The organism is Delftia sp. BGA-UO-ETr-SB1 (assembly GCF_059567865.1).
This window is the reverse complement of sequence record NZ_JCAQOW010000006.1, coordinates 296,205-323,055: the sequence shown is the minus strand read 5'-3', so window position 1 is coordinate 323,055 and position 26,851 is coordinate 296,205. Positions and strand designations below refer to the sequence as shown.

Sequence of the window (26,851 nt, the reverse complement as noted above, 5' to 3'; positions counted from 1 at the left end):
AGCGTTTGGGACGGGCGCCCGGAGCCGGGCAGCAACCTTGCATTATGGGTGCGGATGCCGGCAGAAGCGGCCGATGGGGCCTCTGCCAGGGAGGTCTTTGCCCTGTGTGCGCGGCGCCGGCTCACAGCGCCATGCTCATCTGGGCGGGCGCGGCGTTCTCGTTCAGCCAGGCCTTCATGCGGGCCCGCGTGCAGCGCTGCAACTGCATCAGCAGGGCATGCTCGGGCCAAGCCAGCGCGTGGCGCAGGCACAGGTCCTGCTGCATGCGCGCCAGCAGGGCGGCGGCCATCTCGGCATCGGCCAGCGCCCGGTGGGCACGCTCGGCCACGGGCAGGCCCAGGTGGGCGGTGAGCCGGCTCAGGCTGTGGCTGGGCGCCTCCGGGTAGATGCGGCGCGACAGCAGCACGGTGCAGGCAAAGGGCTGGGGTGCGGCCTCGCCGGCCAGAGCCAGCTCGGACTGCCAGAACTTGCTGTCGAAGGCCGCGTTGTGCGCCACCATGGGGGCGCTGCCCACGAAGCGCGCGGCATCGCGCATCACGTCCTCGGCGGGCGGCGCGGCGGCGACCATGGCATTGGTGATGCCGGTCAGCCGCGTGATGAAGGGCGGTATCCAGGCGCCCGTGCGCATCAAGCTCTGGAAGCGGTCCACGACCTGGCCGCCCTCGATCAGCACGATGGCGACCTCGGTGGCACGCGCGCCCTGGGCGGGCGCCATGCCCGTGGTTTCAAAGTCGATGACGGCAATCGGCTGCGGCATGGGGCGATTGTGCCCGGCAGTGCCCGACCGGCGTGCCGGGGCGGCTATTCCTCGGCCTGGCTGCCGTCGGCCGCGCCCAGGCGCTGCACGACCTGGTCGAGCAGGGCGTAGAGCTGCTCGATCTCTTCATGGCCCACCAGGCGCTCGATCTCGGCATAGGTCTCGGAGGAATGCGGCGCGATCTCGGCCACGATGGCATGGCCGGCCGCCGTGAGCTCGAACTCGGCGCCGCGCATGTCGCTGGCGTGGCGCGAGCGCTCCACCAGCTGCCGGCCTTCCAGCGTCTTGAGCAGGCGCGAGAGGCTTGGCATGCTGATGTAGGTGGCCTGCGACAGCTCCATGGGCCGCAGCCTGTGCGTGACCGCCGCCATGGCGCGCAGCACGCGCCACTGCTGTTCGGTCAGGCCATGGGCGCGCAGCATGGGCCGAAAGCGCACCATGACCGATTCGCGGGCGCGCAGCAGCGCCATGGGCAGGGAGCGCGAGAAGGCGCGCAGCGGCTCGGGGGCAAAAGAGGGCGTGGTCTGGGGCATGTTCGGCAGCATCTGTCGGCTGGATTCTATGCAGCCGCCGCTCCCTCCCCGGAGCGGCGTTGCGGGCGCCTTGTCAGGCCGGGGCCTCAATAGGTCTGGCTTTTCGGCGCGGGGGCCGCTGCCTGCTTGAAGCGCGCAGCCAGCGCGCTGGTGGCCTGCACCAGCACGCTGGTGTCCAGGCCCACGGCCGTGAAGGTGCAGCCCAGCTCCAGGTACTTGCGCGCCAGGGCCTCGTTGGGCGTGAGGATGCCGGGCGCCTTGCCGGCGCGGCGTATGCGCGCGATGGCGTCGGCAATCGCCTCCTGCACCTCGGGATGGCCGGGGTTGCCGATGTGGCCCATGGAGGCCGACAGGTCGGCCGGGCCGATGAAGACGCCGTCCACGCCCTCGGTGGCGGCAATGGCGTCCAGGTGGGCCAGCGCCTGGCGTGTCTCCACCTGCACCAGCACGCAGACCTGGGCGTTGGCTTCATGGGCGTAGTTGGCGCGCCGGCCCCAGGCCGAGGCGCGTGCGCCGCCCATGCCGCGGATGCCGCCCTGGCCGTCGGCCTGCGGATAGCGCGCGGCGCGCACGATGCGTGCGGCCTGCTCGGCCGTGTCCACCATGGGCACGAGCAGGGTCTGCACGCCGATGTCCAGGTACTGCTTGATCAGCATCTCGCCGACCTCGCCGTGTCCCATGGGCACGCGGGCAATGGCATGGCTGTCGGGATAGGCCGCGATGGCCTGCAGCTGCGCCAGCAGGGTGCGCGTGTCGTTGGGCGAATGCTCGCCGTCGATCAGGAGCCAGTCGAAGCCGGCGCCCGCGCAGATTTCCGCCGAATAGGCGTCGGCCAGGCCCAGCCACAGGCCGATCTGGGGTTGGTCGGCCGCAATGGCGGCCTTGAAGCGATTCACAGGTGTCTGCATGGTGTGATTGTCCGGGCCTCAGTGGCCCATGCACAGGTACTTGGTGCTCAGGTATTCCTCTATGCCGGCGGCGCCGCCCTCGCGGCCCATGCCCGACTGCTTGACGCCGCCAAACGGCGCCACGGCCGTGCTGATGATGCCGCTGTTGATGCCCACCATGCCGTACTCCAGGGCCTCGCCCACGCGCCACACGCGGCCCACGTCGCGGGCGTAGAAGTAGGCTGCCAGGCCGTACTCGGTGTCGTTGGCCATGCGGATGGCCTCTTCCTCGGTCTTGAAGCGGAACACGGGCGCCACGGGGCCGAAGACCTCTTCCCTGGCGATGCGCATGCGGTCCGTGGCGTTGGCCAGGATGGTGGGCTCGTAGAAGGTGCCGCCCAGCGCATGGCGCCGCCCGCCCAGCACGACCTCGGCGCCGTTCTTCACGGCATCGGCCACCAGCTCCTCGACCTTGTCCACGGCGGCCTGGTCGATCAGCGGGCCCTGGCCCACGCCGGCCTCAAGCCCGTTGCCCACCTTGAGGGCCTGCACGGCGACCTTGAGCCTGGCCATGAAGGCGTCGTACACGCCGTCCTGCACCAGCAGGCGGTTGGCGCACACGCAGGTCTGGCCGGTGTTGCGGTACTTGGAGGCCATGGCACCTTCGACGGCGGCATCGAGGTCCGCGTCATCGAAGACGATGAAGGGCGCGTTGCCGCCCAGCTCCAGCGACATCTTCTTGAGCGTGGGCGCGCATTGCTCGGCCAGCACGCGGCCCACTTCGGTGGAGCCCGTGAAGGTCAGCTTGCGCACGGCCATGCTGGCCGTGAGCACGCCGCCGATGGCGCGCGAGGAGCCCGTGATCACGCTGAACACACCTTCGGGAATGCCGGCGCGCTGGGCCAGCTCGGCCATGGCCAGGGCCGACAGCGGTGTCTGCTGCGCGGGCTTGACGATGATGGTGCAGCCCGCCGCCAGGGCCGGCGCGACCTTGCGCGTGATCATGGCGGCCGGGAAGTTCCAGGGCGTGATCGCGGCGCAGACGCCCACGGGCTCCTTGGTCACGATGATGCGCTTGTCGGCCCAGGGCGCGGGCACGGTGGAGCCGTAGATGCGGCGCGCTTCCTCGGCAAACCACTGCACGTAGGAGGCCGCGTAGGCGATCTCGCCGCGCGACTCGGCCAGGGGCTTGCCCTGCTCGCTGGTCATGATCAGGGCCAGGTCCTCCTGGTTCTCCATCATCAGCTCGAACCAGCGATGCAGCAGGCGCGCGCGGGCCTCGGCGGTCTGCTGCTTCCAGAGGGCAAAGGCGCGTTCGGCGGCGGCGATGGCACGCTGCGTCTCGGCCTCGCCCATGCGGGGCACATGGCCCACGGACTCGCCCGTGGCGGGGTTGTGGACGTCGATGCGGCTGCCATCGTCGGCGGCCAGCCATTGGCCGTCGATCAGGCAGAGGTTCTTGAGCAGGCTGGGGTCGCGCAGTGCAAGCGGCATGGGAAATCTCCAATAAGGGCGGGGCAGGCGTCGGGACGACGGCGCCTAGACAAAACGGAATTGCAGGCGGCCCAGCGGGCCGTAGTCGGCATCGAACAGGTCGCCGGCCCGGGCAGCCACGGGGCGCGTGAACGAGCCCGCCAGCACGGTCTGGCCGGCCTCCAGGGCTTCGCCCCAGGGCGAGAGCTTGTTGGCCAGCCAGGCTACGCCGATGGCGGGATGGCCCTGCACGCCGGCAGCCAGGCCGGTCTCCTCGACCACCCCGTTGCAGCGCAGTATGGCGCCGCACCAGGGCAGGTCAAGCACCCCGGGAACAGCCTGCCCGGCGCCGACCACGATGCCCGCATTGGCTGCGTTGTCGCTGATGGTGTCGTAGACCTTGCGCATGGCCTTGGTGTGGCGGTCGAACTGCTCGATGCGCGCGTCGATGATCTCGATGGCCGGCGTCACGTGGTCGGTGGCGTCCAGCACGTCCTGCAGCGTGATCTCCTTGCCGCCGGGCAGGCCCGGGCCGCGCAGCGGCGCCTTGAGCACGAAGGCCAGCTCCACCTCCACGCGCGGCGCGATGAAGTGGGCGGCCGGGATGTCCAGCACCTGGCCCGGCGTGCAGCGGTAGAGCATGCTGTCGAGCAGGGTGCCGTAGTCGGGCTCGTCGATCTGGCTCGATATCTGCATGGCGCGCGAGGTCAGGCCGATCTTGTGGCCGATCACCTTGCGCCCCGCCGCGATCTGCAGGCGCACCCATTCGCGCGAGACGCGGTAGCCATCCTCCACGGTCATGCCGGGAAAGCGCTTGGAGAAATGCTCGACCTGCACTCGCGTCTTCTCGCTGCGGTCGAGCTCCTGGGCCAGTTGGGTCAACAGTTCTTGGGAAAACATTTCAAGGCCTGGAAAAGAGGGGATGAAGGGTGCTGTGCTTGCCGTCATACACCTGGCCCGGGCTTTCATCGACCTGCACGGTCAGGCCCAGGTGGCGCTGCGCGAACAGCGGCTGCAGATGGCGGCGCGCGCAGGCCAGCAGGGCGTCGCCGGCCTGCTGCTGCACGGCGGCCGAGCGGCCCCGGCCCATGCGCAGGTTGATGTAGATGAAGCCGTAGTCGCCATCGCCGCCCGCTGCGCGGCCCGCGGCCCCGCCATCGGCCACGGCGCTGTGCGGCGCGGGGTAGGCCAGCACGCGCGTGCCGCCCGTGGGAAAGACCTGGGCGCCGTCTTCGGCACGCACGGTGAGCATGGTGTCGGCCAGGGCGCGGCACAGCTGCGTCATGTCGGTGTGCGCGTCCAGGCTGGCCGTGTAGAGGATGACCACGTGCGGCATTCAGGCCACCTCCATGGTGGCGGCCGTGCAGCTCACGGCGAAGATGGGAATGGGCTGGCAGTACAGCACCTGGCCCGCGCCGCGCGCGGCAGCGGCCACGGCGATGAAGCTGCGGATCTCGAAGCCGCCCTGGCCGCCGTCGCGGTAGGTCTCGGCGTCGGTGTACGACAGCAGCGTGTCCCGGTCGTTGCGGCACCAGCGGTCCATGAACTGCTGGTCCCATTCCCAGTTGACCTTGCCCGAGTCGGGCGTGGCCGGCCAGTGCGAGATGCCGCCCGTGCCCACGATGGCGATGCGCTCGGGCGCCTTGTCGCAGGCGCGGCGCAGGGCCTCGCCAAAGGCCCAGGCGCGGTGCAGCGGCGTCAGCGGCGGGCCCTGGCAGTTGATGTTGACGGGGATGATGTCCTTGTCATAGGCCGGCGTCAGAAAGTGCAGCGGGACCATGATGCCGTGGTCGAACTTCCACTCCTCGGCAAAGGCCACGTCCACGGTCTGCATGACCTCGGTGATCAGGCGCCGCGACAGTTCGGCATTGCCGGGGATGCGGTGGCGCTCTATGCCCAGCCAGGCCGGGTCCTCGATAGGCCCTTCGTAGTGGTCTGCCATGCCGATGGCATAGGCCGGCATGTTGTTCATGAAGAAGTTGGCGAAGTGCTCGGCCGCGATGACGATCACGGCATCGGGCCGCGCTGCCTCCAGCCGTGCGCCCATGTCGCGGAAGGCGGCATGGAAGGCATCCCTGGTGGCCGGATCGGCCAGGTGTGCGCGGCCCGTGATGCCGGGCGCGTGGCTGCAAACGCCTGCAAATACCAGACTCATCTCAAACTCCTGCAACTTTTTCGTTGGCGCCTGTGGTCATGGCATACACCCCGGCGCGCACCGGTCCGTGCTTTTGCACGCCGTCGCGCATGGCCTGCAGGTAGTCGGCCCAGGGCATGCCCAGCAGCGGCGCGAAGTGCATGAGCAACTGGCCGTTGCAGCCCAGCACGTAGAGCTTGCCGATGTCGCCGTGGAACATGGCTTCGTACTCCTCGGGCTCCAGCGCGTACTCGGCCAGCAGCGCGGCGCGGTCCTCGGCAAAGCGCCGCTGCACCTCGGGCTCGCGGTTGAGCTGGAACAGGAATTTCTGCATGGTGTACAGGCTCATGGCGGCTCCCGGTGTCGGCCTCAGCCCAGCGTGATGTTGGCGCGGCGGATGATGGCTTCGTACTTGGCGATTTCGCTGGTGACGAAGGCTGCGAACTGCTGCGCCGTGCCGGCCTGCGAGACGATGCCGCCGCGCGCGAAGGCGTCCACCACGGCGGGCTCGGCCAGGGCCTTGACCACGGCGGCGTTGATGCGCTGCACCAGCGCATCGGGCGTGGCGCCCGGTGCCAGCAGACCCTGCCAGGAGTTGGATTCCAGCGCCACGCCCTGCTCGGCCAGCGTGGGCACCTGGGGCGCGAACTGCGAGCGCTGGCGCGTGGCCATGCCCAGTGCCACCAGCTTGCCGCTTTGCACATGGCCACGGAACTCGGGCCAGTTGCCGAACATCACGTCCACCTGGCCGCCCAGCAGGTCGGCCAGCGCCGGGCCCTGGCCCTTGTAGGGGATGTGGACCATCTCGATGCCCATCTCCTGGCACAGCAGCGCGCCCGACAGATGGGCCGAGGTGCCGTTGCCGAACGAGGCATAGCTGAGCTCGCCGGGCTTGGCCTTGGCGCGGTTGCGCAGATCGGCCAGCGTCTTCAGGCCGCTGCCCGGGTGGGTGGCCAGCACATGCTCGGACAGGCCCATCAGCGCCACGGGCTTGAGGTCGCGCGTGGTGTCGTAGGGCAGGTTCTTCACCAGCGTCTTGTTGGCCGTGAAGCTGTTGGCCACGCACACCAGGGTGTAGCCGTCGGCCGGCTGCTTGGACACATAGTCCACGCCGATCACCGTGCCCGCGCCGGGCTTGTTCTCCACGATCACAGGCTGGCCCAGGGACTTGCCCAGCTCGGTGCCCACCAGGCGCGCCACCAGGTCGGTGGTGCCGCCCGGCGTGAAGGGCACGATGATGCGCAGCGGTTTTGCAGGCCAGGTGCCGGCCGGGCTACCGGGCTGGGCCTGGGAAAGGCCCGGGAGCATCAGCGCTGCGGCCGTGGTGGCTGCGGTGGATTGCAGGAAATGGCGGCGTTGCATGTCTTGTCTCCTCGGTTCTCTTTGTCGTTGTCGCTGGTCGCCCGTTCAGACGCCCCAGTGCGGAATATGGTGCGAGCCCAGCGATACGGCCACGTTCTTGGGCTCGCAGAAGACCTCGTAGCTCCAGCTGCCGCCCTCGCGGCCCGTGCCCGAGGCCTTGGTGCCGCCGAAGGGCTGGCGCAGGTCGCGCACGTTCTGGCTGTTGACGAAGCACATGCCGGCCTCGATGGCGGCGGCCACGCGGTGGGCGCGGCCCACGCTCTCGGTCCAGACGTAGCTGGACAGGCCGTACTGGATATCGTTGGCCAGGCGCACGGCCTCGGCCTCGTCGCTGAAGGGGATGATGCAGGCCACGGGGCCGAAGATCTCGTCCTGGGCGATCTGCATGCGGTTGTCCACGTCGGCAAACACCGTGGGCAGCACGTAGTTGCCCTTGCGCACGCGCTCGGGCAGCACGGGCGCATCGAGCCCGCCGCACAGCATGCTGGCACCTTCCTTCTGGCCCAGTTCGATGTAGTGGCGCACCTTGGCCAGGTGGCTGGCGCTGATCATGGGGCCGACGATGGTGGATTCGTCCAGCGGGTCGCCCACGGTGATCTTCCTGGCACGCTCCACGAAGCGGTCCACGAATTTCGCGTAGATGCCCTTTTGCACCAGGATGCGGCTGCCGGCCGTGCAGCGCTCGCCGTTGTTGGAGAAGATCATGAACACGGCCGCGTCCAGCGCGCGCTCGAAGTCGGCGTCGTCAAAGATCACGAAGGGGCTCTTGCCGCCCAGCTCCATGCTGAACTTCTTGAGGCCGGCGGCCTGCACGATGCGGTTGCCGGTCTGGGTCGAGCCCGTGAACGAGACGGCGCGCACATCGCGGTGGCGCACCAGGGGCTCGCCCGCATCCTTGCCGTAGCCGTGCACCAGGTTGAGCACGCCGGGCGGAATGCCGGCCTCCAGCGCCAGCTCGCCCAGGCGCGCGGCCGTCATGGGCGACAGCTCGCTCATCTTGAGCACGGCCGTGTTGCCGAAGGCCAGGCAGGGCGCCACCTTCCAGGTGGCCGTCATGAAGGGCACATTCCAGGGCGAGATCAGCGCGCACACGCCCACGGGGTGGAACAGCGTGTAGTTCAGGTGCGTGGGCGTGGGATAGGTATGGCCGTCCACGCGCGTGCACATCTCGGCAAAGTAGTAGAAGTTGTCGGCCGCGCGCGGCACCAGCTGCTTGCCTGTCTGGGCGATGACCTGGCCGCAGTCGTTGGTCTCGGTCTGCGCGATCTCGGGCACATGGCGGGCGATCAGGTCGCCCAGCTTGCGCACGAGCTTGGCGCGTTCGGTGGCGGGCGTGTTGGCCCATTTCGGGAAGGCGTTCTTCGCGGCGGCAACGGCGGCCTGCACCTCGGCCTCGCCGCCAGCGGCAACCTCGGCCAGCACCTCCTGGGTAGCGGGGTTGACGGTCTCGAAATAGTCCTTGCCGGCGACGGCCTTGCCGTCGATCAGGTGGTCAATGCGCATGGGGATTCCTTGGCGTGTGCGGTGGGTTCAGGAGGCGGCCGGCGCGTCGCCGACGATGGTGTTGACCAGGCGGCCCAGGCCTTCGATCTCGGTGACGATCTCGTCGCCCACGCGGGAGTCGGCCACGCCGTCGGGCGTGCCGGTGAGGATGAGATCGCCGGGGTTCAGCGTCATGAAGCCCGACAGGTGGGCGATCAGCGAGGGGATGTCATGCACCATGTCGCGCGTGCTGCCGTCCTGCTTGAGCTCGCCGTTGACCCAGCTGCGCAGGCGCAGGTTCATGGGGTCGGGCACATCGGCCGCATCGACGAACCACGGGCCCACGGGCGTGGCGCCGTCGCGGTTCTTCACGCGCAGGTTGGGCCGGTAGAAGTTCTCCAGGTAGTCGCGTATGGCGTAGTCGTTGGCCGTGCAGTAGCCGGCGACCACGCCGTAGGCGTCTTCGCGGCGCACGTTGCGGCAGGTCTTGCCTATGACCACGCCCAGCTCGCACTCGAAGTGCATGTAGGCCACGTCGGCGGGCCGGTACGTGCGGCCGTGGTGGCCGTTCAGCGTGTTTGGGCCCTTGAGGAAGACCAGCGGCTCCTCGGGCGCCTTGTTGAAGGCGATTTCCTTGGCATGGTCGGCATAGTTCAGGCCCAGCGCGAAGACGGTGCCGAACTGCAGCGGCGGCAGCCACTGCACGGCGGTCTCCGCCACCAGGCGGCCATCGGGCAACTGCACCTGTCCGTGCGGGCCTTCGGTGACCTGCAGCGTCTGGCCTTCGAAGATGACGCGTCCGTGCTTCATGCTGCTGCTCCCTGTTCTGCCACCACCGAATGCGTGAGCCGGCCCAGGCCGGGCACCTCGATGACCACGCGGTCCCCGGGCCGCGCCAGCGGCGCGCCTTCGCCCGGGCCCAGCAGCAGCACGTCGCCGGGCGACAGCGTCATGAATTCGGTCACGTCGGCCAGCAGCCTTGCGGGCGAGCGCACCAGGTCGGCAAAGCCGCGCTGCCAGACCTGTTCACCATTGATGGACACCGTGAGTTCTGCCGCTTGCGCATCGGAGCCTGCGCCGCGCACCAGCGTGCCCAGCGGGCAGAAACCGTCGCGGCAGCGCTGGCGGATGGCGGGGCGGTAGTAGTTCTCGTGCGGCAGCGTGAGGTCGCTGGCGATCAGCCAGCCGGCCACATGGTCCAGGGCCGTTACTTCGCTGACGCGCGTGGCGCTGCGGCCGATTACCAGGCCGATGCTGGCATCGACGCGGACCTCGCCCGGATCGGCCGGCACGGCCACCGCAGCGCCATCGCGCGCCCAGGTGTTGCGCGGCTTGAGGTAGAGCACGGGGGCGCGCGGAGCGGCCTTGTAGGGCGCGCTGTCGAACTGCGGCGACAGGCGCTGCACGGTGGCCTGCTGGTTGAGCAGCGTGCCGTAGACCGTGCCCAGCGCAAGGCCGTCATCCAGGAGAAAGGGCTGAATCTGCATGGTTTGGATTTAGTTAACGTGGTAATTATTGTTTTTGCAACAAGCCCCGTCAACACGGTGGATTCAGGGTTTTCCCAGGCCGCAGCAAAAAGCCCCTGCGCGGCGAACCGTGCAGGGGCTTGAAGGGGGTACCGGGTGCGGCCGGTGCTGGCGGGGGCTGGCCGGTGCTGGCGTCAGCCGCGGCGGCGGCGCAGTGCGGCCAGGCCGCCCAGGGCCAGCGCCAGCAGCGCCTGGGCCAGTGTGGACAGGCCGGGCACGGGGGTGGCCGTGGCGCCGGGCGGCAGGGCCGCAGGCGCGGCCACTGCCACGGGGTCCACGATGACGCCGTTGACGGCCAGGTCGCTGTCTCCCGTCTGCCCGTCGGTGATGTCGAAGCTCACCGAGCGGCGGTCGGGTGCGAAGCGGTAGGCCGACGCGGCCAGCTCATACCAGTGCGCCGTGGGCGTGGCGGCCGTGGGGCCGTACTTCCAGAGCGTGGCCTGGACGGGTGCGGCTTCAGGCAGGTCCATGCGGATGGTGGCCATGGAGCCCGGCGTGCCGCCCATGAGCACGAAGCTCAGGCTGCCGTAGGGCAGGCGCAGGTTGCCCGGCAGCGGGCTTTGCGAGGGCGCAGGCTGAAAGCCTGCCGAGTTCGAGGCGAACTGCCATTGGTCCGCACCCACGTTGCCCGTGCCGTTGCTCACGCCCGCCGTGTTGCTGCCCGTGCCGATCTGCGTGCCGATGGGCGTGGGCTTGCTCAGGGCCAGCACAGCCGGCGCGCTGGCCGTGCCCGATGCCGGCAGGTTGACCGCATGCACGCGGTAGCTCACGGCGGGGTCCAGGCCGGTGAAGGACAGCGTGGCAGCGGTATTGGCCGCGGTGTTGACCGTGTTGCTGGCAGGGGCCGGCAGGCCGGCGGCATCCAGGCCGGCCATGACCTGTTCCCAGCTGGGGACGGGTGCGTTGGCGGGCAGGGCCACGGCGCGCAGGCTGCCGCCCATGCTGGGCGTGGCCTGGACCACGGCCGATGTCTGGTCCACGGCCTGGGCGGACAGGGCCACGGTGGACAGCGCCGACACCGCCAGGCTGTCCAGGCGCGCCTTTTTCCAGGCTGCATAGGGCAGGTCCTTGGCCACGGTGCCATCGCCGTAGAAATCGGCATCGCCGCAGTCGCTGATGATGTCCACGCTGCCGCCCGCGTCCAGGCTGGCGGGCATGGCGCCTATGCCTTCGGCCGAGCAGGCGGTGTTGGGCACGGTGATGGCGGCCAGGTCGGCAGCGCGCGGGCGCAGGTTCAGGGCCAGGCCTGCGCTGTTCACGCGGCCGTCCCAGGAGTAGAGCTGGAAGTTGCGCGGCGCGGTGCCCGTGGCGCTGGCCGAGGGGCCGGCGATGATCAGGTACTCGCCGGCTGCGTTCTTGCGGATTTCGCGGATGCCGCGGCCGCCCAGGTCCAGGCGGATCGGCGGGCCCATGGACGCGCTGCCCTTGCTGCCGCCATCGGCCGCAGGCAGGGCCGCGAAGTTGGTCACGGGCACGATCAGCGCATGCGTGCGGCCCGTGGCTTGGTCGGCCGTGACGGCCGGCGCGCCCGGTGCCGGCACCAGCGGCGCGCGAAAGCCCAGCCAGGCGGCGCCGTCGTCGGGGCTGGTGGACATGCCTTCGATGGAGAAGCCGCTCATCGTCTCGGCCTCGGGCGCCTTGGTGGCGCCGCCGTCCGAGCTGGCCACCAGGCCCAGGTAGTTGGCGGCAAGGCCGTCATGCGCGGCCGCGTCCCAGCTGCGCAGGTCCTCGCGCAGCCAGCGGTAGTAGCCTCGTGCGGTCAGCGCCGTGGAGGCGCCGGAGCCGGTCACATCCATCGCCGCCAGGCGCCAGCGGTCGGTGCGCGACTTGCCGCTCTTGTTGTTGGAATGCGAGCCCGCCACGTACACGCGGCTGCCCAGGGCAAAGCTGGCCTCGATGTCCATTTCCTCGTCGCTCTTGCAGCTGTCCAGGCCCGTGAGGCCGGGGGCGGCGCAGGCGGCGGCATCGGCCAGGCCCAGGGCGGTCCTGTCCAGCATCAGCGGCTTGATGGGCAGCCCGCCGGCCGGGCCATAGGCCGAGAAGGAGTTGCCGGCCGGCAGCGCATTGCCCGAGGCATCCTGGGCAGGCGCCTCGTCGTCGCCCACCAGCATGGTGGCGGCATCGATGACGATGGCCGTCGATGCGTCCGAGCGCCCGGCCAGCCAGCGCGGGCTGGTGTTGGCTGCGGTGTTGGCCGAGGCCGCGTACTTGATGGTGCGGCTGACGGAGGCGCCGCCCGCGTTGGTCAGCGTGACGGTGATGTCGGCATAGCCCACGCCGGTGGGCGTGATCTTGAGCACGGCGTTGCCGGCCTGATTGGACGCGGCCAGGCCGGCGTCGGCCACCACGGCCTGGTTGCTCGAACGCGCAGTGACCTGTACACCGCCAGCGCCCCCCGCATCCTGCACCGTGAAGCCGATGCCTGCCGAGGCCAGCGGGTCGTTGGCGTCGCCGACCACGCCGGAAAACGCGGTCAGTTCGGGCAGCGAGGCCGTCGGCGGGGCCGAGGCCACGAAAGGCACGCTCACTGCAGCCGTGCTCCCGCCGAGGCCGTTGACGGCGCGCACGCGCAGCGTATAGCTGCCGGGCTGCAGGCCTTCCAGCGCCTGGCTGTTGCCCAGGGCCACGGCCGTGGAGGCTACCGATGCAAAGCTGTCCTGCGACAGCTCCACCACGTAGTAGGCGGCGCCCGGCACGGCGTCCCAGGCGGCCGTCACGCGGTTGCCGGCCGGGGTGGCCGCCAGGTTGGAGGGGGCGGCGGGCACGGTCGCCGGCACGGTCTCCAGCGGAGCCCAGGCCACGCCATAGAACACGCCGTCCTGCGGCGCGGCGATGGACTCGGCCGTGCCCGACAGCGTGCCGGCGTAGCCGCCGTGATCGAAGGCGCGGTACAGGCGGCCCGTGGTGTCGGTGGCCATCAGCATCACATTGCCGCCGCCGGTATCGAAGGCGGCCAAGCCGTGGACCTTGGACAGGCCGGCAATGGAGCCTGCGGACTGCCAGCTGGTGCCGTCCATCGAGAGGCGGAATTTCCGGATGGCGCCGGTATCGTTGTCCGCCACGTAGACGGTGTTCGCCAGGGCGGGGCCGCCATCGAGTTGCAGGAAGGCGATGCCGCGGTAGGTGGAGGGCGTCAGGCCCGCCAGGGGCAGGGCCGTCTGGATGCCCGTGGTCGGCAAATTCGTGCCGATCTGGTTGAGCGAGCCGCCGTTGATGGCGGCGATCAACTGGCCGCCGGCGACCGCCAGGCCCTGGACATTGCTGCTGTTCAGTTGGGAGATGCCCGTGCCGTCGGCAGCCACGTGCCAGACGCCATTGTTGGCCGTGGCCGTGCCCTTGCCGCTGGCCCAGACGGCGCCGCAGTCGCTGCTGGCTGCCCCGCGGATGGTGTCCTTGCTGAAGGCCGTGGTGCCGAGCGGGCGCAGGCTTTTCACGTCGGAGTCGAACCCCACCACGGCCACGGCGCGCTGGGCCGCCGCTGCCGTGACGCCGTTGGGCTCGGTGCCGCCGGTGGCCACGGCATAGCCGGGAACCACCAGACACAGGCCATTGTCCGAGCGGTTGAGCAGGCCTTCCGAGCCCTTGCTGCTGGCCGTCAGCGGCGTTGCACCGCCTGACAGCGGCAGCGACTGCACCAGGGTGCCGTCCACGCGGTACTCGTCCAGGTACACAGGCAGGGCGCCCGTGCCGGTGCCAACGCGGTAGGCCACCAGGTTGCCCGGGGTGAAGGGCGCGGACCATGCAGCGCCACACAGGGCCAGGCAGGCCGTTGCAATTGCCTTGTGCCGCCAATCCAAAGTATCCATGCGCATGCTCACCATCCCCTGTGTGACAAATCGCGCGACTGTAAAAGGCGGCTGTGACAGCCCGGTGACGGCAGGCCATGCACGACGGCGGCAAGCTGCCATGCAAAAAAAAGACGGCTCCCGCGGGGGAGCCGTCTTTGGTTCATTGCGCCGTGAAGCCTGCGCTTTGCTTTTTCTGGTTATGGGCGCCGCATGTCCACGGTGCAGCGGATCAGCGGATCAGCAGCACAGGCACCTGGCTGCCGGCCAGCACCTGGGTGCTGACCGAGCCCATGACCAGGCGGCCCAGCGCGCCATGGCCATGCGTGCCCATGACCAGCAGGTCGAACTTGCCTTCCTCGGCGGCCTTGATGATGGAGTCGGCGACCGGCCCCACCTTGCTCAGGCGCGTGGCCTGCACGCCGTGTTCGGCCAGGTAGCTGCACACGGGGTCCAGCACCTTGGTCGATTCCTCGGCGTAGTACTCGTCCACCACCTCCTTGCCCAGGGCGGCGCGCGCGCGGGCCGGCAGCTGGGGCTGGACGGTGATGGCGCTGTAGCTGTGGGCGGAGCCCAGGATCTCGGGGTGCGAGGTCAGGTAGGCCAGCATCTTCTGGGTGTAGGGGCTGCCATCGACTGCGAGCAGGATGTTCATGAAAGTCCTCCTTTGGTATGGCCCAAGACTAAGCCCAAGCCGGGATGGAGTGCTTGATCCAGGTCAAGCGCGGACCGGCGCATCTGCCACCTCTGCCGCCCCTGCGGTCACGTGCGCCGGCAACTCGATGGTAGAGCGCGGGAAAAAGCCCTCCTGCTCGCCCTTGCGTGCATAGCCCAGCGGGTTGGCCACCACGCGGCAGCGCCAGGCGCTGCCATCGTCGCGCAGGCCCTCGGCCACATAGTCGCTGGGCGAATGCAGGTGGCCGTGCAGCCACAGATCGGCAAAGGGCAGCAGGTCGTCGAGCACATTGCAAAAGCCGGCCGTGCCGGGCACCAGGCCATAGCGCGGATCGGCGCTGCGCAGGCTGGGCGCGAAGTGCGTGACGGCCACCGTGGGGCCGTCGAAAGGCCGGGCCAGCGCCTGGCGCAGCCATTGCTGGCAGACCAGCGACTGCTCGCGCATGGGCTCGGCCAGAAAGGGCTCGCCGCCGCGCGTGCCGCCGGTCTTGTGCAGGTAGAAGTTGGCGGCGCGGAAGGCCTTCTCGCGCAGCTTCAGCAGCCGGGTCAGGTCGCTCACGCCTTCGTGCATGGACATGGCGTCGTAGTCGCTCCACAGCGTGGTGCCAACGAAGCGCACGCCGCCCAGCACGGCGGTCTCGCGCTCCAGCCAGACCATGCCCATGCGCTCGCAGGCGGCGCGCAGGCGGGCATGGGCGGCGTCGAAGTCCTGCATGTCGTACTCATGGTTGCCCGGCACGAAGATCACGGGGCAGGGCCAGCCCGCGTATTGGGGCAGGGGAGAGAAACGCTCCAGCCCGAAGTGCTCGCCTTGCAGCAGGCTGCCGCTTTGGTAGGAGCCTATGTCGCCGGCCAGCACCAGCACGTCGGCATCGGGTGCGGGCTCGGCGATGAAATGCGGATGGGCCTCGAGGTGCAGGTCGGACAGCAGCTGGATCTTCATGCGGCCAAGTGTAGAACCTGCGCTGGCGCGCGCCCCCGCAACACGCTCTCAGGTGTGCGGGAAGGTGGCCTCGGCCGAGCGCGTGAGCGTGCGCAGCAGCCATTCATAGGCCTGCGGGTGCTGGCCGCGCCGGCGCCAAAGCGCGTCCACATGCACGGGCTGCACGTCGAAGGGCAGCTCGCGCAGCACCAGCTTGTCGGCCATGCCGGTCACGGGCACGAAGTGGCGCGGCAGGATGGTCAGCAGGTTGGAGTTCATGACCACGCGCCCGGCCGTGAAGAACTGGTTGACGGTGAGCACCACCTGGCGAGTGCGGCCCAGCGAGGCCAGGGCCTCGTCGATGAAGCCGAAGGAGCGGCCCGAGAAGCTCACCAGCATGTGGCGCGCCGCGCAGTAGTTGTCCAGCGTCAGCGGCACATCGGCCAGCGGATGGCCCTGGCGCATCACGCACAGGTACTCGCCTTCATACAGGCGCCGGCTGTCGAAGGCCACCAGGGCGCCCGACTGCGCGCGCGCCGTCAGGTCGGCCAGCGCGGCGGGGAAGTAGCCCACGGCCATGTCGGCCTCGCCGGCCTCCAGCAGGCCGCGCGGGTCGCGCGTGGTCAGCGGCAGCACGCGGATGCCCACGCCGGGCGCCTCGCGCTCCAGCAGGCTGAACATGGGCGGGATCAGCGTGGCCGCCGTGGCGTCGGCCATGGCCAGCACAAAGGTGGCGGTGGCGGTGGAAGGATGGAATTCGCCCGGCGTCAGCGTGTCCTGCAGCTGCTGCAGCGCCTCCCGGATCACGGGCCACAGCGCCAGCGCGCGCGGCGTGGGCTCCACGCCCTGGCCCTGGCGCACCAGGAGCTCGTCGCCCAGGGCCTCGCGCAGGCGGCGCAGGGCGTTGCTCACGGCCGGCTGGGTGATGGCCAGCTTGTGGGCCGCCCGCGTCAGGCTGCGCTCTGCCATCACCTCGTCGAAGACGCGCAGCAGGTTCAGATCCAGTGTGCGGAAGTTCAGGGCAGACATGGCGGCGGGCGCTGAGTCATCACTGGCGTGAATGCTACAGATTCAAGATATAAATTTGAAGAGCTCTAGGGTAAACCCTATAGTTACACCTAGTCGCCCGCCACGCCGTCAAAAGCGGCTATTTAACTGGGTTTATCTGCCATGAGCAACTTCATTTACAACTCCTACTGTGTCGAGCACCCTGGTGTGGTGCATGTCTATCAAGCCGCCGATGACCGCAAGAGCGCTGCCAAGCGTTTCTCCGGCAAGCGTGGCGCCAGCGCCCTGCTGCTTGCTGCCCTGGTGGCCGCGCTGATGGTGGTGGTCAACGAGGTCGCCCACAACTGGACCGACGGCCACATGCTGGGCGCCTGGGTGGTGCTGTGGGTTGCCGCCTTCATGGGCCTGGCCCTGTTCTCCGCTCCCGCCCGCCGCGCTGCCATGACGGCCCGCGCCGGCTACCGCGCCTGGACCGAGAGCCGCCAGCAGGCTGCCGCCGACGAGCGCATCTGGAATGCCGCACTGCAGGACGCCCGCCTGATGGCCGACCTGGCCCGCGCCATGGATCGTCAAGGCAACTGATCTCTGCCTGGGGCGCCTTTCGGCGCTCCTCCAAAAAAAGCCGCTGCCCACAAGGCGCGGCTTTTTTGTTGTCTGGGGGCGTCGTTGAAACGCCACAAAAAAAGCCTCGCACTGCGAGGCTTTTTCCATGGGTCGAGAGCTACTCAGGGATTCATTGTTCTGTGCATCTTCCACAGTCCATGAAACTGGCGCTGCCCAAAGCAAGGGGCACCGAGGAAGGACCGCCCCGCACCGAGGGTGCCGTCCCCCCCCGCGAAGCGAGAGGGGGAGGCGGCGTAGCCGCTCAGGGGGAGCTTTATGTCCCCAGGCGCTTTTCGAGTTCGGCCTTGGTCACCAGCAGCTCTTGAGGCAGCTTGTGGGCCAGCTTGTCGAAGTGCTCGGTGTGCAGCTGCATTTCTTCGGCCCAGGCGGCCTTGTCGATGCTGGTCACGCTGGCGAACTGGTCGGCGGAGAAGTCCAGGCCGGTCCAGTTGATCTCGGCGTACTGGGGCGCAATGCCGAAGGCGGTCTGCTCGCCCTGGGCCTGGCCTTCGAGGCGGTCGATCATCCACTTCAGGACGCGCATGTTCTCGCCGTAGCCGGGCCAGACGAACTTGCCGTCGGCGTTCTTGCGGAACCAGTTGGTGGTGAAGATCTTGGGCAGGACGGCGCCCTGGCCTTCGATCTTGGCGCCCAGCGTGAGCCAGTGCTGGAAGTAGTCGCTCATGTTGTAGCCGGCAAACGGCAGCATGGCGAAGGGGTCGCGGCGCACCACGCCCTGGGCGCCGAAGGCGGCGGCCGTGGTTTCCGAACCCATGGTGGCGGCCATGTAGACGCCTTCGGTCCAGTTGCGGGCCTCGGTCACCAGCGGCACGGTGGTGGAGCGGCGGCCGCCGAAGATGATGGCGTCGATCTTCACGCCCTTGGGATCGTCCCAGGCTTCGTCCAGCGCGGGGTTGTTGGTCGCGGCCACGGTGAAGCGGGCATTGGGGTGGGCGGCCTTGGCGCCGGTCTCGCGGGCAATCTGGGGCGTCCAGTCCTTGCCTTGCCAGTCGATCAGGTGATCGGGCTGCTTGCCGGTGTCCTTGTCCATGCCTTCCCACCACACGTCGTTGTCATCGGTCAGCGCGACGTTCGTGAAGATCACGTTCTTGTCGAGGCTGGCCATGCAGTTGGGGTTGGTGTGGTAGTTCGTGCCCGGGGCCACGCCGAAGTAGCCTGCTTCGGGGTTGATGGCGCGCAGCGAGCCGTCGGCCTGGGGCTTGATCCAGGCGATGTCGTCGCCGATGGTGGTGACCTTCCAGCCTTCGAAGACCTTGGGCGGCACCAGCATCGAGAAGTTGGTCTTGCCGCAGGCGCTGGGGAAGGCCGCAGCCACGTGGTACTTCTTGCCCTGGGGGTTGGTCACGCCCAGGATGAGCATGTGCTCGGCCAGCCAGCCCTGGTCGCGGCCCATGGTGGAGGCGATGCGCAGCGCAAAGCACTTCTTGCCCAGCAGGGCGTTGCCGCCGTAGCCCGAGCCATAGCTCCAGATTTCGCGCGTCTCGGGGTAGTGGACGATGTACTTGGTCTTGTTGCAGGGCCAGCTGGTCTGGTCCTTCTCGCCTTCGGCCAGGGGCGCGCCCACGGTGTGCACGCAGGGAACGAACTCGCCTTCCACGCCGATCACGTCATACACGGCACGGCCCATGCGGGTCATGATCTTCATGTTGACGGCCACATAGGCGCTGTCGGACAGCTCCACGCCCACGTGGGCGATGGGCGAGCCCAGCGGGCCCATGGAGAAGGGCACCACATACATGGTGCGGCCGGCCATGCAGCCGTCGAACAGCGGCTGCAGCGTGGCGCGCATCTCGTTCGGGGCCATCCAGTTGTTGGTCGGGCCCGCATCTTCCTTGTTGGCCGAGCAGATGTAGGTGCGGTCCTCGACGCGCGCCACGTCGGACGGGTCGGACCAGGCCAGGTAGCTGCCGGGGCGCTTGACGGGATCGAGCTTCTTGAAGGTGCCGGCATCGACGAGCTGCTGGCACAGCTGCTCGTACTCTTCCTGGGAGCCGTCGCACCAGTGGATCCGGGCGGGCTTGCACAGTGCGGCCATCTCGGCCACCCAGGCGATCAGTCGGCTGTTCTTGACGTAGGCAGGGGCCTGGATGTTCAGGCCTTGCATGACGGGTGCGTTCATCGCGGAGCTTCCTTCAATTGAAAAAACCAGTTTTTCAAAGGGGACGCGCCTGTTGCCGCACCAACTTTGAGAAACGGGCTCTTGTTCAGTCGGCGCGCGAAGGAAGCTCTTCTCGGGGCGGCGAGGCGGCGCTGGCGGAAGCTGGCGGCGCACCGGCTGGGGATTCGATTCTAGGGAGCGGTCACGAATTTGTCAGCAAACGAATGGCAAAAACTATGCATTCTGTGCATTGAAATATGCAAGATGATCTGTCTGTTTGCCTATGCAATAGGCAAACAAAAAGCCCCGCAAAGCGGGGCTTGGTGCAGGGGACGAAGGGGCCGTATCAGGCCATGTTGACGGCGATGAAGGCCAGCAGAAACATCATCACGGCGCCCGCCAGGGGCAGGATGACGGGCATGTAGGGGACGATGGCCTCGGTGGCGTCTTCGGGGGGCGACTGCTCGCCGTGGTTCGCTGCGGGATCATGCGACATGCAAAAGCTCCTGGCTGCCAATGGGGATGCCCCATTCTAGGCAGGCCTGCCCGCCAGCGCCTTCGGGGAAAGCCATGACACAAGGGGCCAGGGGCCTGCTAGGGCTCTAGACGGCGTTGACCTGCATGCCTTCTGCCTGCAGGGCAGCGATGACCTCTTCGATGTGTGCCTTGTTGCGGGTCTGCAGCACCAGCTCGATCTCCACGCTCTGCGCGGCCAGCATGGTGAAGGCGCGCTGGTGGTGGACTTCCTCGATATTGGCCCCCGCCGCTGCCACCGTGGCCGTGATGCGCGCCAGCACGCCGGGCACGTCGCGCGCGCTGACCTTGATGCGCGCCAGCCGCCCGGAGCGCACCATGCCGCGCCCGATGATGGCCGCCAGCAGCAGCGGGTCGATGTTGCCGCCCGACAGGATCAGCCCCACCTTCTTGCCCGCGAAGTGCTGCGGATGGCGCAGCAGCGCGGCCAGGCCCGCGGCGCCCGCACCCTCGACCAGGGTCTTCTCGATCTCCAGCAGCATGAGCACGGCCTGCTCGATGTCGCCTTCATCGACCAGCAGCATGTCGTCCACCAGGCGCGATACGACTTCCTGCGTGATCGCGCCGGGCTGGGTGACGGCAATGCCCTCGGCGATGGTCGAGGTGCCCATGGGCAGCCCGGCCTGGCGCACGGCATTGAACATGGACGGAAAGCGCTGGGTCTGCACGCCGATGATCTCGATGCCCGGGTTCAGTCCCTTGGCGGCCGTGGCCACGCCCGCGATCAGGCCGCCGCCGCCGATGGCCACGATGAGCTGGTCCAGGTCGGGCTGCTCGGCCAGCATCTCCAGCGCCAGCGTGCCCTGGCCCGCCGCGATCTGCTCGTCGTCATAGGGGTGGACGAAGCACAGGCCCTGCTGCTCGGCCAGCGTGTAGGCATGCTGGCGCGCCTCGGCCAGGGAGTCGCCGTGCAGCACGATCTCGGCGCCGAAGCCGCGCGTGCGCTCCACCTTCACGCCCGGCGTGAAGCGCGGCATGACGATGACGGCACGCACGCCCAGGCGCTGCGCGTGGTAGGCCACGCCCTGGGCATGGTTGCCGGCGCTCATGGCGACCACGCCGCGTGCGCGCTCCTCGGGCGAGAGCTGGGCCAGCTTGTTGAGGGCGCCGCGTTCCTTGAACGAGGCCGTGAACTGCAGGTTCTCGAACTTGAGGTAGACCTGCGCTCCCGTGATCTGGGACAGCGTGCGCGATTCCACGCAGGGCGTTTCGAGCACGGCGCCGCGCAGGCGGTCGGCGGCGTTCTGGATGTCTTGGAGGCTGAGCATCACGCATTGTGGCGCACGTCGGCCCGGGCGCGCGGCAGGGCACGCCATGGATTCCCCGCAGAAAGCGCCGCACCGGTGCGATCCATAAAATGAGAATCATTCTTGTCTTTGGGGCGCACACCGCTCCGGCTGGCCATGGCTCTTTCCTCTGTCCAAACACCTGCACGCCCTCCGCGCTGGCTGGGGCGGGGCACGCTGCGTGCCTGCGACTTCAGCGGTCCCGACTACCGCATCCTCGACGCCGAGGTCACGGCCGAGGACGCGCTGCTGGCCGGGCACCTGCAGTCCTGGCAGGTCCAGCCCGGCCTGTGGCTGCATGGCGTGGAGGCGCGCGACCTGCGCACCATGAGCACGCGTTCGCCGGCCGTGCCGGGGCTGCACCTGGTCGTGCTGCTGGAGGGCTGCGTGGACGTGGCCTTCGGCAGCCAGGGCCTGCAGATGCAGGTGGCGCCCGCCAGCCCGGCCGGTGCCCATGTGCAGGCCTGCGGCGCCGTCATCCATTCGCGGCCCGGCGACATGTTCATGCGGCATTGGCGGCGCGGCAAGTTCGAGCGCAAGCTCAGCATCACCGTGCAGCCGCAATGGTTTGCCGCCCAGGCCCTGCCCATGGTCGCGCCACCGCTGCTGCGGCACTGGATGGAGCAGCAGTTGCTGGCCATACAGCCCTGGCAGCCATCGCCGCGCGCCGTGGCGGTGGCCGAGCAGATCATCCAGCTGGCGCGCGAAGGCTCTGCGCCCCTGCTGCTGGCCAGCCGCACGCTGGAGCTGGTGCACGAGGCCGTGCAGGCGCTGGACGCGCCCGAGCCCGATCCGGCGCAGACCGTGCCGGGCGTGCTGGGCGTGCGCGAACACCGGCGCATGGCGCGCCTCAAGGCCTTGCTGGACAGCGGCGGCGACGGCTGCCGCCCGCTGGCCGAGATCGCGCGCGAGGTCGGCCTGAGCGCCAGCGCCCTGCAGCGCCAGTTCCGCCTGGCCTACGGATCGAGCATCGACGGGTACCGGCGCGAGCAGCGGCTGGAACGCGCCTGGGCCGCGCTGGAGCAGACGGGCTGCAGCGTCTCCGAGGTCGCGCATGCGGCCGGCTATTCCAGCGCCGCCAATTTCTCCACGGCCTTCAAGCGCCGCTTCGGCATCTCTCCCAAGCTGGTGCGCGCCAGGCTCTGAGGGCCTGGGCCGCTGTATGGGCTATGGGCGTATGGGCGTATGGGCTTATGGGCTTATGGGCTTATGGGCTTATGGGCGCGCTGCGCAAACGTCGGCGGGGCTGGCGCAAACCCCGCGGGCGCCGGGCGATGCTGCAATCACCGAACGAAAGGACATTCGTCAATGACACAGCTGCAGGCACGCACTTCGGTGCGCATGGACAGGGCCGAGGAGGCCATCGCCGCCATCGTCGGGCACATGCAGGAGCACGACATCACCGTGCGCCGCGAAGGCGCGCGCTGGGTGGCCGACTACGAAGGCGGCCGGGGCCAGCTGTGGCTGGAGGGCGGGCAGGTCCATGCGGAGGTGGCGGCACCCGGCGTGGAGCTGCTGCAGGACATGAAGCTCATGCTGGCCCACCTGCTGCTGGAGGCCACGGGCGCCGCCGACGGCTCCCTGGCCTGGGAGGGTGACGGCGCCGCGCTGCAGCGCCCGCCGGCCTTCCGCGAGCTGCGGGTGCTGGCCGTGCGCGATCTCACGCCGCACATGCGCCGCGTGCGCTTTGCCTGTGACGACATGGCGCGCTATGCGCAGGACACCAACATCCACGTCAAGCTGCTGTTTCCGCAGCCGGGCGTGGCCGAGCCCGAATGGCCCACGCTGTCGGCCAGCGGCCTGCTGCGCATGCCCGAGGGCGACATGCGCCTGGACATGCGCACGTACACCATGCGTGCGATGGGAATGGCCCAAGACGGCGCCAACGGATGGATCGACGTGGACTTCGTGCTGCACGAGGACGCAGGCCCCGGGTCCGCCTGGGCCGCGCGCGCCCAGCCGGGCCAGCGCATCGGCATGACCGGCCCCGGCGGGCGCACGGCCACCCCTGCCGACTGGATGCTGCTGGCCGGCGACGACACCGGCCTGCCGGCCATGCTGCGCATTGCGGCCGCGCTGCCGGCGCACACGCGCGGCCATGTGTTTGCCGAAGTCCAGGGTCCGCAGGACGAGCAGCCCGTGCAGGCGCCCGAAGGCCTGCAATGGCACTGGCTGCACCGCGGCGCTGCCGAGGCCGGCACCACCACGCTGCTGATCGACGCGCTGCGCGCCGTGCGCTGGCCGGATGCGTTGGCCGGTCATCCCGCCAGCCGCTTCGTCTGGGCCGCTGGTGAGTTCGACACCGCCCAGGCCGTGCGCCAGTGGGCGCGCGAGGAGCGCGGTCTGGAAAAGCACGAGCAGCTGGTCGTGGCCTATTGGCGTCGCGGCATGAGCGAGTCGGATTTCAAGGCAGCGAAGTAGGCCGCTAAGTAGACCGCCAAGTAGGCCACGCAGGAGGCCGGCACCTCAGGTGGCGCTGCGCTCCTGACGCAGCAGGAATTTCTGCAGCTTGCCTGTGGGCGTGCGCGGCAGGCTGGCCGCAAAGACGAATTCACGCGGGATCTTGTAGCGCGCCAGCCTGTCGGCCAGGAACTGCTGCAGTGCCTCGGCCTCCGGCGCGGCCTCGCCGCGCGTCACCACGTGGGCGACGACGGTCTCGCCCCATTCGGCGTGGGGCCTGCCCACGACGGCGACATCGGCGACCTGGGGATGGGCCGACAGCGCGTCCTCCACCTCCTTGGAATACACGTTCTCGCCACCCGTGATGACCATGTCCTTGGTCCGGTCCACGATGAAGAGGTAGCCCGCGTCGTCCAGGCGCGCAAGATCGCCCGTGCGGTACCAGCCGCCCGGTGCGAAGGCGGCAGCCGTGGCCTGGGCGTCGTGCAGATAGCCGTCCATCACGCTGCCGGTGCGCAGCCAGATCTCGCCGGTGTCGCCCGGGCCGGCATCCTCGCCGTCGTCGCGCACCACGCGCATGTCCACGCCGGGCAGGGCCACGCGGCCGATGGAGCCTGCGCGCTCCACCTGCTCCTCGGGGTAGAGCGTGGTGCCCGTGGGGCCGGTCTCGGTCATGCCGTAGACCTGGTAGAAGCGGTCGCTGCGGTAGGCCGTGGCCAGCTTGTGTGCCATCTCGGCGCCGATGGGGCCGCCGCCGTAGACCCAGGCGCGCACGCTGCTCAGGTCGTAGCGGGCAAAGTCGGGCAGCATCTGCAGCGGCGCAAAGTAGGAGACCGGCGCGCCGAAGTACAGCGTCACGCCCTCGTCCTGCACGGCCTGCAGGAAATGCTGCGGGTGGTACTCGCGCAGCAGCACCACGGTGCCGCCCATGTACAGCGTGCCGCCAAACCAGTTGTTGAGCGGCGAGGAATGCCAGATGGGCATGGCCATCAGCGTGCGTTCCTCGCGCGTGATGGACAGGCCCAGTGCGGCCGTGATCGCCGCCAGCGTGACGGCACGATGGCTCAGCAGGCAGCCCTTGGGCCGGCCCGTGGTGCCCGAGGTGTAGAGCACCTGGGCAATGTCGCCATCGGCGGGCCGCGTGCCTTCCATGGGCCTGGCGGCTGCCACCAGCGTGTCCCAGTCCTGGACACCCGTGACGGCCTCTTGCGCCTCGGTCACAAGGCGGGCGCAGGGGTGTGGCGCGGCGGCGACCACGGGCGCGAGTGCGGCGTCAAACACCAGGGCCTTGCACTGCGCGTGGTCGAGGATGTACTGCAGCTCGGGTGCCTGCAGCTTGTGGTTGACGGGCACCAGCGCGGCGCCCAGGCGCCAGGCGCCGAACAGGGCTTCGACAAAGCCCGGCGTGTTCAGGCACATCAGGGCCACGGTATCGCCTCGGCCCACGCCCTGGGCCTGGAGCACGGCGGCCGCGCGCTGCGAGCGCCGCTGCATGTCGGCATAGCTGATGGAGGCGCCGCGGTCGCGCAGAAAGGCCTTGGCGGGCGTCTTGCGCACGGCGCTGTCGAAGGCGTCGAGCAGGTTCATGTCTTGTCTCCTTGTGCTTTGTTGTGTGGTGGGCCGGCGGCCGCTTCAGGCGGGCAGCGCGCGCTGAAGGATGGCGGCGATGTCCAGGCCTGCCGGGTCGAAGGCGCCCGCCACCATGGCGCCCTGCTGCGCCCCCAGGCGCGTGGCGATGAAGCCATCGGCCATGGCGGGCGGAGCATGGCGGCGCAGCAGGCAGGCCTGGGCCAGCAGCACCAGGTCCTGCACCAGGCGGCGTGCCTGGGCCTCGAGCTGGTCAGGCGGGCCGGACAGGCGCCGTGCCAGCGATTGCGCCTGCTGCAGCAGCGCGGGCTCGCCCGCTGCCGTGTCGATCAGGTCCTGCAGCAGCAGCTGCGCGCCGTCGGGCTCGCGCGAGATGGCGCGCAGCACGTCCAGGCACATGACGTTGCCCGAGCCTTCCCAGATCGAGTTCACGGGCGCCTCGCGGAACAGGCGCGCCATCACGCCCGTGTCCACATAGCCGTTGCCGCCCAGCACCTCCATGGCCTCGCCCGTCAGCTCCACGCCGCGCTTGCAGACCCAGAACTTGGCCGCTGGCGTCATGATGCGTTTCCAGGCGCGCTCCAGCGGATCGCCCTCGTCGCCTCCACGCTCATAGGCCTGGGCCAGGCGCATGGCGATCTGCAGCGCGGCCTCGCTTTCCAGCGCCAGGTCGGCCAGCACGGTGCGCATCAGCGGCTGCTCGGCCAGCTGCTTGCCGAAGACGCTGCGCCGGCGCGCATAGGCCAGGGCCTGCACCGTGGCCGAGCGCAGGATGGCGGCGCTGCCCAGCACGCAGTTCAGGCGGGTGTAGGTGGCCATCTCGATGATGGTGGGAATGCCCCGGCCTTCCTCGCCCATCAGGATGCCCCAGGCGTCCTCGAACTCCACTTCGCTGCTGGAGTTGCTGCGGTTGCCCACCTTGTCCTTCAGGCGCTGCACGCGCACGGCATTCCTGCTGCCGTCCGGGCGCCAGCGCGGTACGTAGAAGCAGGCCTGCCCACCGCCTTCCCCCATGCGCGCCACCACCAGGTGGGCATCGCACATGGGTGCCGAGAAGAACCACTTGTGGCCGCGCAGCAGGTACTCGCCGCCACGCCCGCCGGCGTGCACCGGCATGGCCACCGTCGTGTTGGCGCGCACGTCGGAGCCGCCCTGCTTCTCGGTCATGCCCATGCCCAGCCACATCGATGCCTTGTCGGCCACGGGCAGGTCGCGCGGATCGTATTCGTGGCTGAACAGCTTGCCCTGCAGCTGCTGCCACAGCGCCGGTTCCTTTTGCAGCAGCGGGATGGCGGCCGTGGTCATGGTGGCCGGGCACAGCGTGCCCTGTTCGACCTGGCCGTGCAGGTAGAAACCTGCGGCCCAGGCGCTCCAGCGGCCCGCGCTGCTGTCCTCGAAGGGCAGGGAGATCAGCCCCTGCTGCCGGTATAGTCCCAGCAGCGTGTGCCAGCTCGGGTGGAACTCCACGGCGTCGATGATGCGGCCGCGCGCGTCGAAGCGGTGCAGCTCGGGCGTGTGGCGGTTGGCCTGCTCGGCCAGCTCCCAGGTGGCGCGCTCGCCCAGCTGCTGCGCATAGCGCGACAGCGAAGGGATGTGGCGCGCGGCGCCGTTGCGCTGAAGGGCCTCGGCCAGGGCAGGATCGGCCTCCAGCAGGTTGAAGTCGGTGAGTTCGTCGACCTGGTTCAGGACGTCGTGCGTGTTCCAGGTGTGCCCTGTCTGCAATGTCTGGCCGGTGCTCATGCGTGTCTCCGTGATCGTTGGTCTCAACGCAAAAGTCT

Annotated in this window: 23 protein-coding genes and 1 pseudogene; 3 read left to right on the top strand and 21 right to left on the bottom strand. The window is 69.3% G+C overall.

Going from position 1 to position 26,851, the window contains the following annotated elements; genetic code table 11:
* Window positions 1-121: 121 nt before the first annotated feature.
* The 16 genes and pseudogenes from AC57B5_RS20295 to AC57B5_RS20220 all read right to left on the bottom strand — a co-directional run bounded on the left by AC57B5_RS20295 (window position 122) and on the right by AC57B5_RS20220 (window position 16,565).
* Complete coding sequence (locus AC57B5_RS20295) at window positions 122-757, bottom strand: 3'-5' exonuclease (RefSeq protein ID WP_013800004.1); 636 nt, start codon at window positions 755-757, stop codon at window positions 122-124.
* Window positions 758-801: 44 nt separating this feature from the next.
* Window positions 802-1,290 carry a homoprotocatechuate degradation operon regulator HpaR gene (gene hpaR, locus AC57B5_RS20290; protein ID WP_013800005.1) on the bottom strand — a complete coding sequence of 163 codons (489 nt, stop codon included), beginning with the start codon at window positions 1,288-1,290 and terminating at the stop codon, window positions 802-804.
* Between the two features lie 86 nt (window positions 1,291-1,376).
* Window positions 1,377-2,198 (bottom strand): aldolase/citrate lyase family protein, encoded by an 822-nt coding sequence (locus tag AC57B5_RS20285; protein ID WP_012202038.1) that lies wholly within the window; start codon window positions 2,196-2,198, stop codon window positions 1,377-1,379.
* A gap of 18 nt (window positions 2,199-2,216) precedes the next feature.
* On the bottom strand, window positions 2,217-3,671 hold the full coding sequence (locus AC57B5_RS20280; RefSeq protein WP_496400219.1) for an NAD-dependent succinate-semialdehyde dehydrogenase: 1,455 nt from the start codon (window positions 3,669-3,671) through the stop codon (window positions 2,217-2,219).
* Window positions 3,672-3,716: 45 nt separating this feature from the next.
* Entirely contained in the window at window positions 3,717-4,550 is an 834-nt protein-coding gene (hpaH, locus tag AC57B5_RS20275; RefSeq protein ID WP_199958719.1) for a 2-oxo-hept-4-ene-1,7-dioate hydratase, read from the bottom strand.
* A 1-nt stretch (window position 4,551) separates the two neighbouring features.
* A complete protein-coding gene (locus AC57B5_RS20270) occupies window positions 4,552-4,986 on the bottom strand; it encodes a 5-carboxymethyl-2-hydroxymuconate Delta-isomerase (RefSeq protein ID WP_012202041.1) in 435 nt (144 codons plus the stop codon).
* A complete protein-coding gene (locus tag AC57B5_RS20265) occupies window positions 4,987-5,805 on the bottom strand; it encodes a DODA-type extradiol aromatic ring-opening family dioxygenase (protein ID WP_486704529.1) in 819 nt (272 codons plus the stop codon).
* A gap of 1 nt (window position 5,806) precedes the next feature.
* Complete coding sequence (locus tag AC57B5_RS20260) at window positions 5,807-6,133, bottom strand: aromatic ring-opening dioxygenase subunit LigA (RefSeq protein WP_239972885.1); 327 nt, start codon at window positions 6,131-6,133, stop codon at window positions 5,807-5,809.
* A 20-nt stretch (window positions 6,134-6,153) separates the two neighbouring features.
* Window positions 6,154-7,149 (bottom strand): annotated as a pseudogene (locus tag AC57B5_RS20255) (tripartite tricarboxylate transporter substrate binding protein); the annotation flags it as partial.
* A gap of 42 nt (window positions 7,150-7,191) precedes the next feature.
* Complete coding sequence (gene hpaE, locus AC57B5_RS20250; RefSeq protein WP_017405675.1) at window positions 7,192-8,649, bottom strand: 5-carboxymethyl-2-hydroxymuconate semialdehyde dehydrogenase; 1,458 nt, start codon at window positions 8,647-8,649, stop codon at window positions 7,192-7,194.
* A gap of 27 nt (window positions 8,650-8,676) precedes the next feature.
* On the bottom strand, window positions 8,677-9,438 hold the full coding sequence (locus AC57B5_RS20245) for a fumarylacetoacetate hydrolase family protein (RefSeq protein WP_099752418.1): 762 nt from the start codon (window positions 9,436-9,438) through the stop codon (window positions 8,677-8,679).
* Window positions 9,435-10,115, bottom strand: coding sequence for a fumarylacetoacetate hydrolase family protein (locus AC57B5_RS20240; protein WP_496400218.1), 681 nt, complete (start codon window positions 10,113-10,115; stop codon window positions 9,435-9,437). Before AC57B5_RS20240 ends, AC57B5_RS20245 begins: the two co-directional genes overlap by 4 nt.
* 173 nt (window positions 10,116-10,288) lie before the next feature.
* Entirely contained in the window at window positions 10,289-13,960 is a 3,672-nt protein-coding gene (locus AC57B5_RS20235) for a DUF3616 domain-containing protein (protein WP_496400217.1), read from the bottom strand.
* A gap of 211 nt (window positions 13,961-14,171) precedes the next feature.
* Window positions 14,172-14,594, bottom strand: coding sequence for a universal stress protein (locus AC57B5_RS20230; protein ID WP_012202049.1), 423 nt, complete (start codon window positions 14,592-14,594; stop codon window positions 14,172-14,174).
* 63 nt (window positions 14,595-14,657) lie between these two features.
* On the bottom strand, window positions 14,658-15,557 hold the full coding sequence (locus tag AC57B5_RS20225; RefSeq protein ID WP_034397578.1) for a metallophosphoesterase: 900 nt from the start codon (window positions 15,555-15,557) through the stop codon (window positions 14,658-14,660).
* A gap of 48 nt (window positions 15,558-15,605) precedes the next feature.
* A complete protein-coding gene (locus tag AC57B5_RS20220) occupies window positions 15,606-16,565 on the bottom strand; it encodes a LysR family transcriptional regulator (RefSeq protein WP_013800015.1) in 960 nt (319 codons plus the stop codon).
* Window positions 16,566-16,706: 141 nt separating this feature from the next.
* Here AC57B5_RS20220 and AC57B5_RS20215 point away from each other — a divergent pair, with 141 nt between their 5' ends.
* Window positions 16,707-17,126 carry a hypothetical protein gene (locus AC57B5_RS20215; RefSeq protein ID WP_012202052.1) on the top strand — a complete coding sequence of 140 codons (420 nt, stop codon included), beginning with the start codon at window positions 16,707-16,709 and terminating at the stop codon, window positions 17,124-17,126.
* A gap of 295 nt (window positions 17,127-17,421) precedes the next feature.
* Here AC57B5_RS20215 and AC57B5_RS20210 read toward each other — a convergent pair whose 3' ends face one another.
* From AC57B5_RS20210 to AC57B5_RS20200, 3 genes are all read right to left on the bottom strand, one after another.
* On the bottom strand, window positions 17,422-19,287 hold the full coding sequence (locus AC57B5_RS20210; protein ID WP_063327825.1) for a phosphoenolpyruvate carboxykinase (GTP): 1,866 nt from the start codon (window positions 19,285-19,287) through the stop codon (window positions 17,422-17,424).
* A 325-nt stretch (window positions 19,288-19,612) separates the two neighbouring features.
* Window positions 19,613-19,762: a hypothetical protein gene (locus tag AC57B5_RS20205; protein WP_013800017.1), complete on the bottom strand. Its 150-nt coding sequence runs from the start codon at window positions 19,760-19,762 to the stop codon at window positions 19,613-19,615.
* A 106-nt stretch (window positions 19,763-19,868) separates the two neighbouring features.
* Window positions 19,869-21,068, bottom strand: a complete 1,200-nt coding sequence (locus tag AC57B5_RS20200; protein WP_065344929.1) for a threonine ammonia-lyase — start codon at window positions 21,066-21,068, stop codon at window positions 19,869-19,871.
* A gap of 135 nt (window positions 21,069-21,203) precedes the next feature.
* Between AC57B5_RS20200 and AC57B5_RS20195 the strand changes: the two genes are divergently transcribed.
* Both AC57B5_RS20195 and AC57B5_RS20190 read left to right on the top strand, forming a co-directional pair.
* Window positions 21,204-22,232 (top strand): helix-turn-helix transcriptional regulator, encoded by a 1,029-nt coding sequence (locus AC57B5_RS20195; RefSeq protein ID WP_034397583.1) that lies wholly within the window; start codon window positions 21,204-21,206, stop codon window positions 22,230-22,232.
* A gap of 162 nt (window positions 22,233-22,394) precedes the next feature.
* Window positions 22,395-23,507, top strand: a complete 1,113-nt coding sequence (locus tag AC57B5_RS20190) for a siderophore-interacting protein (protein WP_496400216.1) — start codon at window positions 22,395-22,397, stop codon at window positions 23,505-23,507.
* 45 nt (window positions 23,508-23,552) lie between these two features.
* On the opposite strand, the gene AC57B5_RS20185 is transcribed toward AC57B5_RS20190, so the two are convergent.
* Together AC57B5_RS20185 and AC57B5_RS20180 are read right to left on the bottom strand one after the other, a co-directional pair.
* Window positions 23,553-25,073, bottom strand: a complete 1,521-nt coding sequence (locus AC57B5_RS20185) for a class I adenylate-forming enzyme family protein (RefSeq protein WP_496400215.1) — start codon at window positions 25,071-25,073, stop codon at window positions 23,553-23,555.
* Between the two features lie 45 nt (window positions 25,074-25,118).
* The gene (locus AC57B5_RS20180; protein ID WP_043823339.1) at window positions 25,119-26,813 is read right to left on the bottom strand and encodes an acyl-CoA dehydrogenase family protein; all 1,695 of its coding nucleotides are present in this window, start codon (window positions 26,811-26,813) and stop codon (window positions 25,119-25,121) included.
* Window positions 26,814-26,851: the final 38 nt, after the last annotated feature.